Origin of the sequence: Streptomyces sp. NPDC029044 (assembly GCF_040637495.1) — a bacterium.
Classification (GTDB): Bacteria; Actinomycetota; Actinomycetes; order Streptomycetales; family Streptomycetaceae; genus Streptomyces.
In genome coordinates this window covers 188,245-202,060 of the sequence record NZ_JBEZWN010000002.1, presented here as the reverse complement: position 1 = coordinate 202,060, position 13,816 = coordinate 188,245, and the positions used below count along the sequence as shown (strand labels likewise).

General features: G+C 72.3%; 15 protein-coding genes. 5 read left to right on the top strand and 10 right to left on the bottom strand.

Annotated elements, in window-relative coordinates; genetic code table 11:
* Positions 1-12: 12 nt before the first annotated feature.
* Positions 13-960, bottom strand: coding sequence for a YafY family protein (locus tag AB0E85_RS02915; protein ID WP_361921767.1), 948 nt, complete (start codon positions 958-960; stop codon positions 13-15).
* A 41-nt stretch (positions 961-1,001) separates the two neighbouring features.
* Here AB0E85_RS02915 and AB0E85_RS02910 point away from each other — a divergent pair, with 41 nt between their 5' ends.
* Positions 1,002-1,481 (top strand): hypothetical protein, encoded by a 480-nt coding sequence (locus tag AB0E85_RS02910; RefSeq protein ID WP_361921765.1) that lies wholly within the window; start codon positions 1,002-1,004, stop codon positions 1,479-1,481.
* A complete protein-coding gene (locus tag AB0E85_RS02905) occupies positions 1,478-1,954 on the top strand; it encodes a hypothetical protein (protein WP_361921763.1) in 477 nt (158 codons plus the stop codon). Before AB0E85_RS02910 ends, AB0E85_RS02905 begins: the two co-directional genes overlap by 4 nt.
* Here AB0E85_RS02905 and AB0E85_RS02900 read toward each other — a convergent pair.
* Both AB0E85_RS02900 and AB0E85_RS02895 read right to left on the bottom strand, forming a co-directional pair.
* Positions 1,923-2,666: a class I SAM-dependent methyltransferase gene (locus AB0E85_RS02900; RefSeq protein ID WP_361921761.1), complete on the bottom strand. Its 744-nt coding sequence runs from the start codon at positions 2,664-2,666 to the stop codon at positions 1,923-1,925. The two genes, AB0E85_RS02905 and AB0E85_RS02900, sit on opposite strands and share 32 nt — an antisense overlap.
* Positions 2,667-2,670: 4 nt before the next feature.
* Positions 2,671-2,976, bottom strand: coding sequence for a 4a-hydroxytetrahydrobiopterin dehydratase (locus AB0E85_RS02895; RefSeq protein WP_298552392.1), 306 nt, complete (start codon positions 2,974-2,976; stop codon positions 2,671-2,673).
* Positions 2,977-3,093: 117 nt separating this feature from the next.
* Between AB0E85_RS02895 and AB0E85_RS02890 the strand changes: the two genes are divergently transcribed.
* Entirely contained in the window at positions 3,094-3,900 is an 807-nt protein-coding gene (locus tag AB0E85_RS02890; protein WP_361921759.1) for a helix-turn-helix transcriptional regulator, read from the top strand.
* Here AB0E85_RS02890 and AB0E85_RS02885 read toward each other — a convergent pair.
* A complete protein-coding gene (locus AB0E85_RS02885; protein ID WP_361921757.1) occupies positions 3,882-4,307 on the bottom strand; it encodes a hypothetical protein in 426 nt (141 codons plus the stop codon). The two genes, AB0E85_RS02890 and AB0E85_RS02885, sit on opposite strands and share 19 nt — an antisense overlap.
* A 241-nt stretch (positions 4,308-4,548) precedes the next feature.
* Between AB0E85_RS02885 and AB0E85_RS02880 the strand changes: the two genes are divergently transcribed.
* Together AB0E85_RS02880 and AB0E85_RS02875 are read left to right on the top strand one after the other, a co-directional pair.
* Positions 4,549-5,412 carry a helix-turn-helix transcriptional regulator gene (locus AB0E85_RS02880; protein ID WP_361921755.1) on the top strand — a complete coding sequence of 288 codons (864 nt, stop codon included), beginning with the start codon at positions 4,549-4,551 and terminating at the stop codon, positions 5,410-5,412.
* Positions 5,413-5,541: 129 nt separating this feature from the next.
* The gene (locus AB0E85_RS02875; protein ID WP_361921753.1) at positions 5,542-6,009 is read left to right on the top strand and encodes a molecular chaperone TorD family protein; all 468 of its coding nucleotides are present in this window, start codon (positions 5,542-5,544) and stop codon (positions 6,007-6,009) included.
* A 233-nt stretch (positions 6,010-6,242) separates the two neighbouring features.
* On the opposite strand, the gene dnaK is transcribed toward AB0E85_RS02875, so the two are convergent.
* The 6 genes from dnaK to AB0E85_RS02845 form a co-directional block, all read right to left on the bottom strand.
* Positions 6,243-8,108 (bottom strand): molecular chaperone DnaK, encoded by a 1,866-nt coding sequence (gene dnaK / locus AB0E85_RS02870; RefSeq protein WP_361921751.1) that lies wholly within the window; start codon positions 8,106-8,108, stop codon positions 6,243-6,245.
* A gap of 67 nt (positions 8,109-8,175) precedes the next feature.
* On the bottom strand, positions 8,176-8,916 hold the full coding sequence (locus tag AB0E85_RS02865; protein ID WP_361921749.1) for a glycerophosphodiester phosphodiesterase family protein: 741 nt from the start codon (positions 8,914-8,916) through the stop codon (positions 8,176-8,178).
* Positions 8,913-10,298: a hypothetical protein gene (locus tag AB0E85_RS02860; RefSeq protein WP_361921747.1), complete on the bottom strand. Its 1,386-nt coding sequence runs from the start codon at positions 10,296-10,298 to the stop codon at positions 8,913-8,915. Before AB0E85_RS02860 ends, AB0E85_RS02865 begins: the two co-directional genes overlap by 4 nt.
* A gap of 121 nt (positions 10,299-10,419) precedes the next feature.
* Positions 10,420-10,848 (bottom strand): OsmC family peroxiredoxin, encoded by a 429-nt coding sequence (locus AB0E85_RS02855; RefSeq protein ID WP_062930137.1) that lies wholly within the window; start codon positions 10,846-10,848, stop codon positions 10,420-10,422.
* A 78-nt stretch (positions 10,849-10,926) separates the two neighbouring features.
* Positions 10,927-12,657, bottom strand: a complete 1,731-nt coding sequence (locus AB0E85_RS02850; protein ID WP_361921942.1) for a hypothetical protein — start codon at positions 12,655-12,657, stop codon at positions 10,927-10,929.
* Between the two features lie 56 nt (positions 12,658-12,713).
* Positions 12,714-13,775, bottom strand: a complete 1,062-nt coding sequence (locus tag AB0E85_RS02845; RefSeq protein ID WP_361921745.1) for a MoxR family ATPase — start codon at positions 13,773-13,775, stop codon at positions 12,714-12,716.
* Positions 13,776-13,816: the final 41 nt, after the last annotated feature.

The following is a 13,816-nucleotide window of genomic DNA, read 5'->3' as shown; positions in this document are numbered from 1 at the left end:
CACGCGGCGGCATCAGCCGGGCCGGGGGTCGCCGTACCGTTCCACCAGCTCGGCCGCCGTCCGGGCGATCCGCTCACGCAGTTCCGGGGGTTCGAGCACCTCGATGCCGCTGCCCAGGCGCAGGAAGTCGGTGTGGGCGCGGTCGACGGACTCGATGGCGACGGTGACTCGGGTCCAGCCGTCCTCCTCCACCACCGCGTCGGTCCGCGCCGGTCCGGGGAGAGGCACACCCGGCGCCAGCCGGACCACGGCCCGGCCAGCTCGCAGCCGGTGGTGGAAGTCGCGCTGGTACGCCGCCCAGTGGACGGCCAGGTCGAAGTCGCCGGGAGGGCTGAACTCCTCGCCGGTGGCGTCCAGTCGCAGGATCTGGTCGACCCGGTAGGTGCGGGGACCCGGGCCCGCGACGACGTACCAGCGGCCCGCCTTGAGGACGAGCCCGTACGGCTCCAGGCGGCGCTCCACGTCGGTGGGCTCACGCCAGCGGCGGTACAGGATGTTCACGGCACGCCGGTTCCAGACCGCGTCGGCCACAGCCGGGAGGTACGGCGTGTCGTCGGCGTCGGCGTACCAGCCGGGCGCGTCGAGGTGGAAGCGGCTGCTGATCCGGTCGGCGTGCGGGCGCAGTCCGGGCGGGAGCGCGGCCCGGACCTTGAGCTGGGCGGCGGCCAGGACGGAACCGAGACCCAACTGGGCGGCGGCACCCGGGGCACCGGCGAGGAAGAGGGCCTCGGCCTCGTCGGTGGTCAGCCCCGTCAGGCGGGTGCGGTAGCCGTCCAGCAGGCGGTAACCGCCGGCGTGGCCCGCGTCGGCGTAGAGCGGGACACCGGCCGCGCTCAGCGCCTCGACGTCCCGGTACACCGTGCGCACCGACACCTCCAGCTCCTCGGCGAGCCGGGCGGCGGTCATCCGTCCGCGGGTCTGGAGCAGCAGGAGGATCGAGACGAGCCGGCTGGACTTCACTGACACAGGATGTCAGTGAAGCGGCCCTAGCGTCCCCCTTCATGGGCTTCACCGAGAAACTGCTGACCGTGCCCCCACCCGTCGAGGTGGCCGGACGCCACATCAAGCGCTATCACGTCACCTCCGACCCGGCGGGCATCGAACCCGAGGTGGAGCAGGCGGCGTACGCGATGCTGCCGGAGCTGCTGCCGGAGCCGGACGGCACTCCCCCGGCGGCCTTCGTCGTCCTGCACCGGGGCGGTGACGACGGCGCCTATCTGAACGCCTACAGCTGGGTGTGGGACAACGTCCTGCACTTCAAGGGGGCGGCGGCGGGTCAGCCCGTGCTGGGCTGCCCGGACCGCGATCCGGCCCACTTCATCGCTCCCTCCCTGCCGTGGATCGGCTGCGTCTGGGAACTGCCGCCGATCCTGCACGAGCGGGACGCCTGGGTGCGGCATCTGCTCGCAGCCGAAGTCCCGGATCTCCAGGCCTACGTGGCCGACTCCCTGTCCGAAGGAACCACAGGAGACCGCATATGAGCAGCCCGCACGACTTCGACTTCTTCCACGGTGACTGGGAGGTACGCCACCGGCGCCGCACCGCTTTTCTCGCACCGGACAGCGACTGGGAGGAGTTTTCCGGCACCAGCCACTGCCGACCGCTGTTCGACGGGACCGCGAACATCGACGAGGTCGACATGCCGCCGCTGTCCGCCAAGGGCGCGACCCTGCGGCTCTTCGACCCCGAAACCGAGCGGTGGTCGCTGAACTGGGCCTCCAGCATCAGCGGAACCCTCTTCCCACCGGTCTTCGGCCGCTTCGAGGGCGGACGCGGCGAGTTCCACGGCGACGACGCCTACGACGGCAAGGACGTGCGGGTCCGGTTTCTCTGGTCGGACGTCTCCGCCGCGTCGGCCCGCTGGGAGCAGGCGTTCTCCGTGGACGGCGGGGACACCTGGCTGACCAACTGGATCATGGAGTTCACCCGGCCTTCCGGAACGACCGCAGGCTGAACACCGGATCCGGGCGGGGCCGGTCCTGGTCGGGGAGGTGGGCGAGGCGGGTGGCGAATCCGTCGGCGAGCGGGTCGCCCGGGGGCAGGGTGACGAACCACCCCCGGCGCAGGTCGGCGATCGTGCGGCGCGGGCTGCGGCCCTGGCCGAGACCGGTGAAGCGGGCCTGCCCGGCCGGGGCCAGGCCGTGTGCCGCGGCGCAGGACTCGACCTCCGCCGCCGCGTCCCGGACCGGGCTCGGCGGCCGGGAGGACAGGACGACATCGATGTCACTGCCCACGTTGTGGGAAGCGGCCTTGTCGACCGTGGTGACGTACACCCCGCCGGGCCGCAGCACCCGGGCGCACTCTCCGACGATGGCCCGCACCTCGGCGGGCCCGGCGGCCAGGTGCAGCAGCCACACGCTGCACACGGCGTCGAACTGCCCGTCCCGGAAGGGCAGCCGGCGGCTGTCGGCGCGCACGACGGCGCCGGGGAGCCGGGTGGAGGCCTGCCGGGCCATCGCCGGCGCGAGGTCGACGCCGGTCACCCGCAGGCCGTCGCGGGCCGCCGCGAGCCGGCGGGTCACGATGCCGGTGCCGCAGGCGACGTCGAGCAGATGGCGCGCGTCCGGCGGTACGAGGCTCAGCACCGCTTCCGCGGCGGCCGCCGCCCGGGGCTCACCGCCGCGCGAGGCGTCGTACCGCTCCGCTTCCTTGTCGTAGTCGAGCACCTCGTCAGTGTGCCCCGTGCCCGGGGGCCAGGTCCTCCACCCTGCGGGCGAGCTCGAAGTCCTTCTCGGTCACGGCGCCGCCCGCGCTGTGCGTGTGCACGGCCAGGGAGACGGTGTTGTAGCCGAGCGTGAGGTCGGAGTGGTGGTTCAGCTCCTCCTGGACCTGGGCGATGTGCACGACCATCGCCGTCGCCGCGAAGTGCGAGCCGAGCCGGTAGGAGCGGATGAGGTGGTCCCTGTCGAGCGACCAGCCCGGCAGCTCGGCCAGCCGGTCCTCGACCTCCTTCTGCGACAGCGGTTCGACGGGCATGGGCCGCGCTCCTTCCCTGGCTGCTGGTCCTCCCAGCCTGCCACAGCCGGGCGGTCCGGGCCCTGGTCAGAAGGGTGCACCTGTCCGTCACGACCGGTTCTCGACTACGGTCCGGGCATGACCACTCACCCGTCCACCGCCGAGAAGGGCGCGGGCCCCCTGCTGCGGGCCTGGCGGGAGCAGCGGCGGATCAGCCAGCTGGAGCTGGCCCTGCGCGCGGACTCCTCGGCCCGGCACATCAGCTTCGTCGAGACCGGCCGCTCCCGGCCCAGCGAGGAGATGGTGCTGCGGCTGGCCGAGCATCTGGACGTCCCCGTGCGGGAGCGCAACGCGCTGCTGCTGGCGGCCGGTTACGCGCCCCGCTACCCGGAGACGCCGCTGGACGACCCGGCGCTGGGTGCGCTGCGGGAGGGCATCGAGCGGCTGATCGGCGGCTACGAGCCGTATCCGGCGCTGGTGGTGGACGCCCTGTACAACGTGGTGGCCGCCAACCGGGGGGTCATGACGCTGGTCGACGGGGTCGGCGAGGCGCTGCTCGAACCGCCGCTGAACGCGATGCGGCTGGCCCTGCACCCGCAGGGCCTCGCGCCGCGCATCCGCAATCTGCGCGCCTGGCGGGGGCATCTGCTGGAGCAGATGGAGCGGCAGATCGCGTTGCACCGCTCGGAGCCGCTGCGGGCACTGTACGAGGAGGTGGCGGCGTATCCGGTGCCCGACGCGGATCCGGCGGACGAGCCGTCGGAGCCGGTGCCGTACTTCGCGCTGCCGCTGCGGATCGAGCACGAGGGGCGGACGCTGTCGTTCGTCTCCTCGATCTCCACGTTCAACACGCCGATGGACGTGACGGTCGCCGAGCTGGCCATCGAGACGCTGCTCCCGGCCGACCCGGCGACCGCCAAGTACCTTCAGGCGTCGCTGGATTGACGCGCCCTCAGGGCCAGGTGCTGGAGGACGGCGAAACCGGCCACGGTCAGGGCCTGGAGCACCGTCCACACGGCGCCCGGCGTGCTCGGCGTGAGCCACAGCGCCAGGGCCGCGAGGCTCACCGCCGCCCAGGCGAGGTTGGCCTCGACGACGGCCCGTACGCCGAACGCCGGGGGCCGCCTGCGGGCGGCCAGCAGGCCCACGCCTGCCGCGTAGAGGGCGAGGAACGCGCCCAGGGCGAGCAGCAGCGTGGCGTCGACTCCGAGAAACCTCCCGAGCGGTCCGGAGAAGGCCAGGTAGGCGAGCGCGTTGGTGCCGGTGACGACGGCGTCCAGGGCGAGGAAGCGGCGCAGCATCGACTGCGGTTCCACGGTCCGGGCGAGCGCGGCGAGCTGGATCGCGGACATGGGGAATCACCCTCCGTCGGGTTGTGGTGCGGCGGCTGGGGCCGGGTCCCGGGCCGGAGTGCGCCGGCCCGGAACCCGGTGCGTTCACGATCCCGTCCCGGTGGCGCCCGGTCGATTACCCGCGGGGTAATGCCGACGCCGCTCCTCCGCTTCCGGCGATCTCTTCGGTGCGCGCCCTGTGATCCGGCCACCGGGACGTGTCAGACTGATCACAGGCTTGGGCACGTTGGGGAGGCGTGGCGTGAGTGAACGGCGGGCCGCACCCACGGTGGGCCAGGTGGTCCTGGGCAAGCGATTGCAGGAGCTGCGGGAGGCCGCGGGCCTCAGTCGTGACGAGGCCGCCAAGGTGCTGCGGGTCGCCCCGGCGACCGTCCGGCGGATGGAGACCGCCGACGTCGCGCTGAAGATCCCGTACGTGCAGATCCTGCTGACGGCGTACGGCGTGGCCGATGACGAGGTGACCGCGTTCGTCGACCTCGCCGAGGAGGCGAACCGGCCGGGCTGGTGGCAGCGGTTCCACGACGTGCTGCCGGAGTGGTTCAGCCTGTACGTGAGCCTGGAGGGCGCCGCGCGGATCATCCGGTCGTACGAGCCGCACTTCGTGCCGGGGCTGCTCCAGACCGAGGGGTACGCGCGGGCCGTGCTCCAGGCCGGGACCATCGCGAACGCCGGGCCGGAGGCCGTGGAGCGGCACGTGTCGCTGCGGATGGAGCGGCAGCGCCTCCTGGACCGCCCCGATCCCCCGCACCTGTGGGCGATCATGGACGAGACGGTGCTGCGCCGCCCCGTGAGCGTCGACGGCCGGGTGATGCGCGACCAGCTGGACAAGCTGCTGGAGTACGCCGCGCGCGACCGCGTCACCCTCCAGATCGCCGAGTTCGCCGACGGCCCGCATCCGGGGACGTACGCCCCCTTCTCGCTGTTCCGCTTCGCCGAGCCGGAACTGCCCGACATGGTCTTCACCGAGTATCTGACCGGCGCGCTGTACCTGGACTCCCGCAAGGAGGTCTCGGCCCATCTGGAGGTGCTGGACCACATGACGGCCGGGGCGGGGTCGGCGCAGCGTACGGAGGAGCTGCTGCGGGAGTACCGGGAGCGGTACTGAGCCCCTCCCTGCCCTGACGTCATGGTTCGGGTCCTGACCCGTACGGGCCCCGTCGGCGGGTGCGCTCCCCGGGCCGGCCCTAGCGTCGGGATGGCGGGCAGGCAGGCAAGCGCACGCGAAGGAGGTCCGATGCCCGGATTCGAGGTGCTGTACCAGGCGGCCGCGCTGTGCCTGATGTACCCCGACGACGACTTCCGCGCCCGGTTGCCGCTGCTGCGCGAAGCCGCCCCGCAGCTCAGGGAGTTCGCCGACCACGCGGCCGTCACCCCGCCGAGGGAGCTGGCCGCGCACTACGTCGAGGTGTTCGAGGCCGGGCAGGAGCACAGCCTGTACCTGAGCGCCTGGCGCGAGGCCGCCCCGGCGCCCTCCGAGGAGCTCTACCGCGCGCACGGTCTGGAGACCACCGGCGAGGAGCCGCCGGACTTCCTGCCCGCGGTGCTGGAGTTCGCGGCCCGCACCGGCAGCGACGGGCTCCTGACGGAGCACCGCGACGGCCTGGACCGGCTCAGGACCAGGCTCACCGCGTTCGGTACCCCGTACGCGACGGTCCTGGACGCGGTGTGCGCGACGCTGCCGCCCGCGCGCACCGCGCTCTAGGAGCCCGCCGACCGGATGGCACGGCTACGTGCCCGTGCCCAGCCGCCAGACGTCGGCGGAGGCGAAGGCAAAGGCAAAGGCAAAGGCAAAGGCAAAGGCAAAGGCAACGACACGGTTGCGCCGCCGACGGTGAACGACCAGTCCGGCGCGAACGTCGTGTGCGTGAGCCGCTGTTCCACCCCGTCGGCGTCCGTCCACCACGCCTCGAACTCGCCCCACCGCGGGGAGTTGGGCTAGGCGGCGCCGCCCTTCTCGTCCCGTTGGTTCTTCTCCTCGTCCACGATCTCCGCGTCCACCACTCCTTCCTCGTCCTGCGGTGCGGAGGGGGGCTCCTCGGTGGGGGTCTGCTGGGCCCGGGCGTACATCGCCTGGCCCATCCTCTGGCTCACGGAGGCGAGTTTCTCGACGCCCGCGCGCAGGGCTGCGGTGTCCGCCTGCTGTGCCAGTCCTTCCTTCACCTCGGCGACGGCCGACTCGACCTCGGACTTCGTGTCCGCCGGGACACGGTCGCCGTTCTCGCGGAGGAAGTTCTCCGTCTGGTAGACGAGTTGCTCGGCCTGGTTGCGGGTCTCGGCGGCCTCACGGCGTTTGCTGTCCTCCTCGGCATACTGCTCGGCCTCGCGCATCATCCGGTCGATGTCGTCCTTGGGCAGGGCCGAGCCGCCGGTGACGGTCATCTTCTGCTCGCGGCCGGTCGCCATGTCCTTGGCGGAGACGTGCATGATTCCGTTGGCGTCGATGTCGAAGGCGACCTCGATCTGCGGGACGCCGCGCGGGGCGGGCGGCAGGCCGGTGAGGTCGAAGACGCCGAGCTTCTTGTTGTACGCGGCGATCTCGCGTTCGCCCTGGTAGACCTGGATGCCGACGGAGGGCTGGTTGTCGGCCGCGGTCGTGAAGATCTCCGAACGCCGCGTCGGGATGGTCGTGTTGCGTTCGATGAGCTTGGTCATGATGCCGCCCTTGGTCTCGATGCCCAGGGACAGCGGGGTGACGTCGAGCAGCAGGACGTCCTTGACGTCGCCGCGGATGACGCCCGCCTGAAGCGCGGCGCCGACGGCCACGACCTCGTCCGGGTTGACGCCCTTGTGCGGATCCTTGCCGGTGAGTTCCTTGACCAGGTCGGTCACCGCCGGCATCCGCGTCGAGCCGCCGACGAGGATCACGTGGTCGATGGCGGAGAGCTGCACCCGGGCGTCTCGGACGGCCTGGTGGAAGGGTGCCTTGCAGCGGTCCAGGAGGTCCGCGGTGAGCTCCTGGAACTGGGCCCGGGTCAGCTTCTCGTCGAGATGCAGGGGGCCTTCCGCGGAGGCCGTGATGTACGGCAGGTTGATGGTCGTCTCGGTCGAGCTGGACAGCTCGATCTTGGCCCGCTCCGCGCCCTCGCGCAGCCGCTGCACCGCCATCTTGTCGCCCGCGAGGTCGACGCCGTTCTGGCCCTTGAAGCGCTTGATCAGGTACTCGACGATCCGCTCGTCCCAGTCGTCGCCGCCGAGGTGGGTGTCGCCGTTGGTGGCCTTCACCTCGATGACGCCCTCGCCCATCTCCAGCAGCGACACGTCGAAGGTGCCGCCGCCGAGGTCGAAGACGAGGACCGTCTGGTCGTTCTCCTTGTCCAGGCCGTAGGCGAGGGCCGCGGCCGTCGGCTCGTTGATGATCCGCAGCACCTTCAGGCCGGCGATCTCACCGGCCTCCTTGGTGGCCTGCCGCTGGGTGTCGTCGAAGTAGGCGGGGACGGTGATCACCGCGTCGGTGACGTCCTCGCCGAGGTAGGACTCCGCGTCCCGCTTCAGCTTCTGCAGCACCCGCGCGGACAGTTCCTGTGCCCGGTAGCGGGTGCCGTCCACGTCGCCCTCGGCGGGGAAGCGCCAGTGCGCGTCGCCCATGTACCGCTTGACCGAGCGGGCGGTGCGCTCCACGTTCGTCACGGCCTGCCGTTTGGCCACCTCGCCGACCAGCACCTCGCCGTTCTTGGCGAAGGCCACGACGGAGGGTGTGGTCCTGGCCCCCTCCGCGTTGGCGATGACGGTGGGCTCGCCGCCTTCCAGCACGGCGACCACCGAGTTCGTGGTTCCGAGGTCGATCCCGACCGCTCGTCCCATCGCTGTCCCCTTCCGCCAGGGCGACGACTCGTCCCACACTCCAGCACAAAACTTGAGTGCGCTGTTGTCAATGCCGCGAGGGGGTGATCGGCCCGCGCAGCGCCACCGCGCGCCGGGGCCGGTCGGTGACGAGCACGTCGACGCGCGGGTGGGCGAGGAAGGCCCGCATGAGGGTGTCGTCGTTGACGGTCCAGACCATGGTGAACAGGCCGTGCCGGGTCGCCTCGCGCAGCACGTTGGTCCTGGCCAGCCGTTGGTGGACGGCGACGCCGTGCGCCCCGCAGGCCCGGATGCGGCGGGCGGGGAACAGTTCGCTGAGCCGGGTCCCGGGCAGCCGGGCCAGGGCGAGGTCCCTGCGGTCGCGCCCCAGGGAGAGGGCGGTGCGCACACCGGGGTAGCCCCGGGTGACGGCGGCGACGGAACGGTCCTCCAGCGTCGTCACGACGAGCCCGTCCGTGCCGAGCAGGGCGACCGCCCGGTCGATCACCTCCTGCTCGTAGCCGGCCTCCTTGAGGTCGAGGTGGGCCACGAGCCTCCCGGCGATCAGCTCCATGACCTCGTCCACCACCGGCACGGCGTATCCGGCCCGCTCGCACAGCCCGGCATACGTGAGCGCGGACAGCGGCGGCCCGGCGGGGCCGACCCGGGGGTCGTGGTAGACGACGAGCACCCCGTCCCCGGTACGGCGGATGTCGAACTCGACGTACTCCGCGCCGGAGGCGATCGCGTCCTCGTACGCCTCCCACGTGGCGGGGCCGGCGCGCTCGGAGCCGCCGCGGTGGGCGGAGACGGCGGGGTGGGGCGTCATGGTCGTCGGTTCCCGGAGGGTGAGCGGGGAGGCGGGACGGGGGTGAAGGCGTCGTCGGGTGCGGGCAGCAGCGAACCGGAGCGGGTGCGGACCCGCCTGAGCAGGACGTATCCGATCACGACGAGGACGACGAAGGGCAGCCAGGCCAGCGCGTAGGCGGTGCCGTAGGCGCTCAGGTCGAGGATGGAACGGTGCTCGTCGACGTTCGTGCCGTTCACGCCGAAGAAGGCCAGCAGCAGCGTCGGCGGCAGGGCGATCAGCGTGGCCGCGGCGACCAGACCGGAGACGGTGCGGTCGCGGCGGTCGTCGCGCTCGGCCAGTTCGGCGTCCAGGGCGGCGGAGCGGGCGCTGATCACCGACGTCAGGCGCTCGACCATGCGGGCCGAGTTCTCCAGGCTGTCGCGGATGCCGAGGGCGTCACGCAGCGAGGACTGGAACGCCTCCGTGACCATCTCGGGGATCAGCAGGCTGTCGACGTAGGCCTCGACTCCGAAGGCCAGGTCGAGCTGGAGTTCGTTGACACCGGCGGAGAGTCGGGAGATCAGGGAGCGGATCCCGGTGGGCGAGTCGGTCAGGGCCTGCTCGTTGGCCTTCATCATGGCGAAGGCCGCCAGCCGGGCGCGCTGGAGCACCGACAGGGCGGAGATCATGCCGACGGCGACGAGGACCAGGCCGTTCTCCACGTGCGGGGCCCAGCCGGCCTGGACGGAGACGCCCCGGCCGAGGGCGGACAGGGTGAGACCGTGGTTCCTGACGTGGGGCGCGAGGCTCGCGTCGTAGGGCGTGGCGGGGTTCCACGGCATCCGGCCCCGGTAGACGATCTCGTTCAGCAGGATCGCCTTGCGGGCCTCGTCGGCGCTGAGCAGCTCGCGCTGTAACCGGCCGCCGGGGAAGACGAGTTGGTGCACGTTCTGGCCGAGGGCGAGCGGCCGGCCGCCGAGCGGTGCGGCCAGCGTCTGAAGGAGCGGGCGGTCGTCGAGCTCGATCCGCTCCCGGTCGAAGCAGGTGCTGGCCAGCCAGACGGCGAGGTCGCCGGCGGTGGTCTCGCCCGCGAAGGAGCAGTCCACGACGAGGGTGGCGTCGCCGCGCGGGGTGGTGACGACGAGGATCCGCAACGACGCGAGGCCGAGCCCGTGGTCACCGTGCGGCAGCCGCAGCCGCCGGGGCGCGACCTGCTCGTCGAGGACCGGGACGGGCAGCACGTCCTGGCTGGTCATCAGGTGGGAGGCGAACCGGCCGTAGTCGTAGCGGTCGACGAGGGCGCCGAGGGCCGTGTTCCGGCGGCGGAGCCGTCCGGAGAGGCTGAAGAGCAGCAGGACGCGGGTGCGGTCGCGGGTGGCGGAGTCGAGCACCGTGGCGTTCGTGGACGTTCCCGGCAGCATCGCGTTCCTTCCGGCCCGGCGGTTCGAGCGTCTGGTTCCTACCCCTGCCCGCAGTGGTGAACCGACGACGCCGCGCGGGCCGCCCTTCCCGGGCGTGCCCGCGCGGCGGGGGTGACGCGGGTCAGGCGAGCTTGGCGGTCAGCGTGATGGGCGTGGCCTTGAGTGCCTGGCTCACCGGGCAGCCGACCTTGGCCTCGTCGGCGGCGGCCTGGAAGGCCGCCTCGTCGATGCCGGGGACGGTGCCTTCGACGGTGAGGTGGATGCCGGTGATGCCCTCGCCGGGCTGGAAGGAGACGTCGGCCGAGGTGATGAGCTTGGTGGGCGGCGTCCCGGCCTTGTTGAGGATGTTGGAGAAGGCCATGGAGAAGCAGCTGGAGTGGGCGGCCGCGATCAGCTCCTCGGGGCTGGTCTTGCCGTTCGCCTCCTGGGCGCGCGAGGCCCACGTGACCGGCTGCTCGCCGATGGCCCCGGAGGAGTCGAAGGTGACGACACCGTTGCCCTCGAGCAGGTTGCCTTCCCAGACGGTGTGTGCGGAGCGCGTGGTAGCCACGAGTTCTTCCTTTCGCGTGCGGACTCGCGTGCGGGCCCGTCGCCGGGCCCCGTGCCCCCTATCCGATCACACTACGGCTCAACTCACGCGGAAGACCTCCCCTCTGGCGGTGAACGGCAGCCGCGCGCCCCGCGGGATCAGGTACGCGTGCTCGCGCCGCACCCGCAGCACGTCGCACCAGCCGTCGGTGATGATCAGCACGGGCGCGCCGGGCGGGAAGTCCTCGGCGCGGTGCAGCAGGTCGATGCCGGGCTGGAGGACGGTGCCGCCGCGGCCGTGGACGCGGACCCGGCCCGCGATCTCGGTGACGGGCAGGTAGCCGGCGTCGTGCGGGGCGGCGTCGCAGAACACGACCCGGGCGGCCGGGACGTCCCGCGCCCCGGCGTAGGAGGCGATGGCGCCGAGGGCCTTGCCGAGCAGCACGCGGTCCATGGAGCCGGAGGTGTCCAGGACCACGCCGAAGGTACAGCGGGCGATCTCCTCGGGCGGGAAGTACCGTCCGGCGCGCGGGATGGCGGGGGTGGCCGCCTGGCGCCGTGCGGGTCGGGCGAAGGAACGGACGGGCTCGGGGCGGGGCACGAACTCGTCGAACCAGCGGGCCAGTCGGGCGTCCCACGGCAGCGGCGGATGGCTCAGCGCGCGGATCTCCTCGACCAGGCCGCCGGGCAGGAAGCCGCGCTCCTGCCGCTGGTGCAGGTCGAGGCCCTGGGCAAGGCCGCGGCGGTAGAAGGCGTCGAGGTCTACGTAGTCTCGGGGCGGGCCGAGCGGGCCGCCGAGGATGTCACCGACGCCCTTGCCGCGCAGGGTGGCCAGCCGGCGTTTACGGCGCAGGTCGCCGGTGATGCGGTCGTAGACCTCCTCGGCGGACAGGCCGGCGAGCCCGGGGTCGTGCAGCAGCCCGTCGGGCATGACGCCGACCTGCATCTCGGTCAGCCAGCCGTTGACGACGTAGTCGCAGGCGACGTTGAAGAGGTACGGGTCGCGGGTGCCGCAGCGGTCACCGTGGCGCAGGGCGGCGTGCAGCATCTCGTGGGCGAGGACGAACCGCCACTCCTCGTCGTCGAATCCGCGCAGCGGGTTGATGTAGATCTCGGCCGCCTCGGCGTCGACCGCCGCGATGGCGATGCCGTGGGCGCGGGCGACTTCGGCGTCGGCGACCAGCGTGATGCCGGACGCGATGCCGCCGAGCAGCGGGTAGGAGGAGATGAACCAGCTCAGCGCCCGCTGCCAGGGGCGCGGCCGGGGTGCCTCGCCGTCCAGGCTGTCGCGGCGGCCGCCCGCCATGTCCATCGCGGCGGACACGGTCCGGGTCAGGGCGGTGGCGAAGGCCAGCTGCCAGTCGGGCGGCTGGGACCAGCCCGTCCACCGCGTCAGCAGCTGGTCGGGCTCGTCGCCGGCCGTGCCGCAGCGCTCGTAGACGGCGGGCAGGCCGTCGCGGCGCCAGCGGGCGGCGAGCTGCTCCTCGTCGCCGTCCGGGTAGGAGGCCGGCAGGTGCCCGGGGGTCTCGCCGATGCTGAAGCCGAGCAGGAAACGGTTGACGACGGCGCAGCGGGCGGCGAGGTCGAAGCGGTCGGGCTGGACGCGTTCGCCCTTGACGGCCGGGACGTGTCCGAAGCCGAGGTGGAGGACGGCGTGGGCGAGCGCCCAGGCCCAGGCCGCGGGCTCGGCGTGGCGCAGCGGGTGGACGTGCAGATCGCCGTCGGAGTCGACGACCACGAGCCCGTCGCGGGGTGCGAGACGGCACTCCTCGTGGCGGCAGACGTCGAACTCCACTGCCGCGAGGGCGGGGTTGGCCCTCAGCAGTCGCATGCCCTCGGCGAAGGCCTCGCCCGCGAGGTCGCGCTTCTTCTTGGCGGGGCTCCGGTTCACCGGCGGGCCTCGACCAGCCGGGGCATGTCCCGGGCCGCCTCGACGAGGAACCAGGAGGGCAGCACGGGGTTGCCGTCGCTGTCGGAGGCGATGACCGTCTGGGCCACCTCGACGGAGATCTCGGCGAGCTGCACCAGCAGGGACTTGGCGCGGTAGGCGGTCTGCCGGCCGTTCGCCGACATGTGCTCCTTGCTCGCGGGCAGTTCCTTGACCAGGCGGCCGCGGAAGGAGTCGGCGAGGTAGTAGAGCAGATCGCGGTCCTCCGGCCGGTTCGGCCAGCGGGCTTCGCCCTTGACGATGGCGTCGATGCCGTACCGGCTGCGGACGACCTTGACGTAGCCGCAGAAGGCGGTCGCGTGCGCCGGGGTCAGTGTGCCGTGCGCGAGGACCTTCAGGGTCTCCTCGTCGAGGTCCCGGCCGAAGGAGTACAGGGCGTCGGAGAGCAGGTGCCAGGAGCGGGGCGTGGAGAAGGGCTCTTCCGTCTTCGGGGGCTTGGACCACAGGTGGTCGGGCCGGTCGGTGAGGTGGTCCACGATCCAGGAGTGGATGCCGTTGCTCCCGGCCCAGGTCAGCCAGTCCGTGGCGGAGGCCTCCAGGTGCACGTGCGCGAGGCGGTTGACGAGCGCGGAGGCGATGGGCCGGGCGAGGGCGTTGTCGGTGGCGCGGTTTCCGGCGCCGATGACGATCGAGCCCTTGGGCAGCTCGTAGTTGCCGATCCGGCGGTCCAGGATCAGCGAGTAGAAGGCCTTCTGCACGTCCGGCGTGGCCGCGTTGAGCTCGTCCAGGAACAGGCAGTACGGCTCGTCCCGGGCGATCGTCTCCGGCGGGCAGAACACCGAGCGGCCGTCGCGGATCTGCGGGACGCCGATGAGGTCCTCGGGGGCGAGCTGGGTGCCCAGCAGGCTCACGCACTCCAGGCCCAGCGACTCGGCGAAGTTCCGTACCAGGGAGGACTTCCCGATGCCGGGAGCGCCCCAGATGAAGACCGGCCGGACGGTGGCCAGGCCGAGCAGCAGGTCCGGGATACGGGCGGGCGTGACAGTGACGGCTGCCTGCAAAGCAGCGACTCCTCAGGGGTGTTCGAGACGGACGCGCGGGT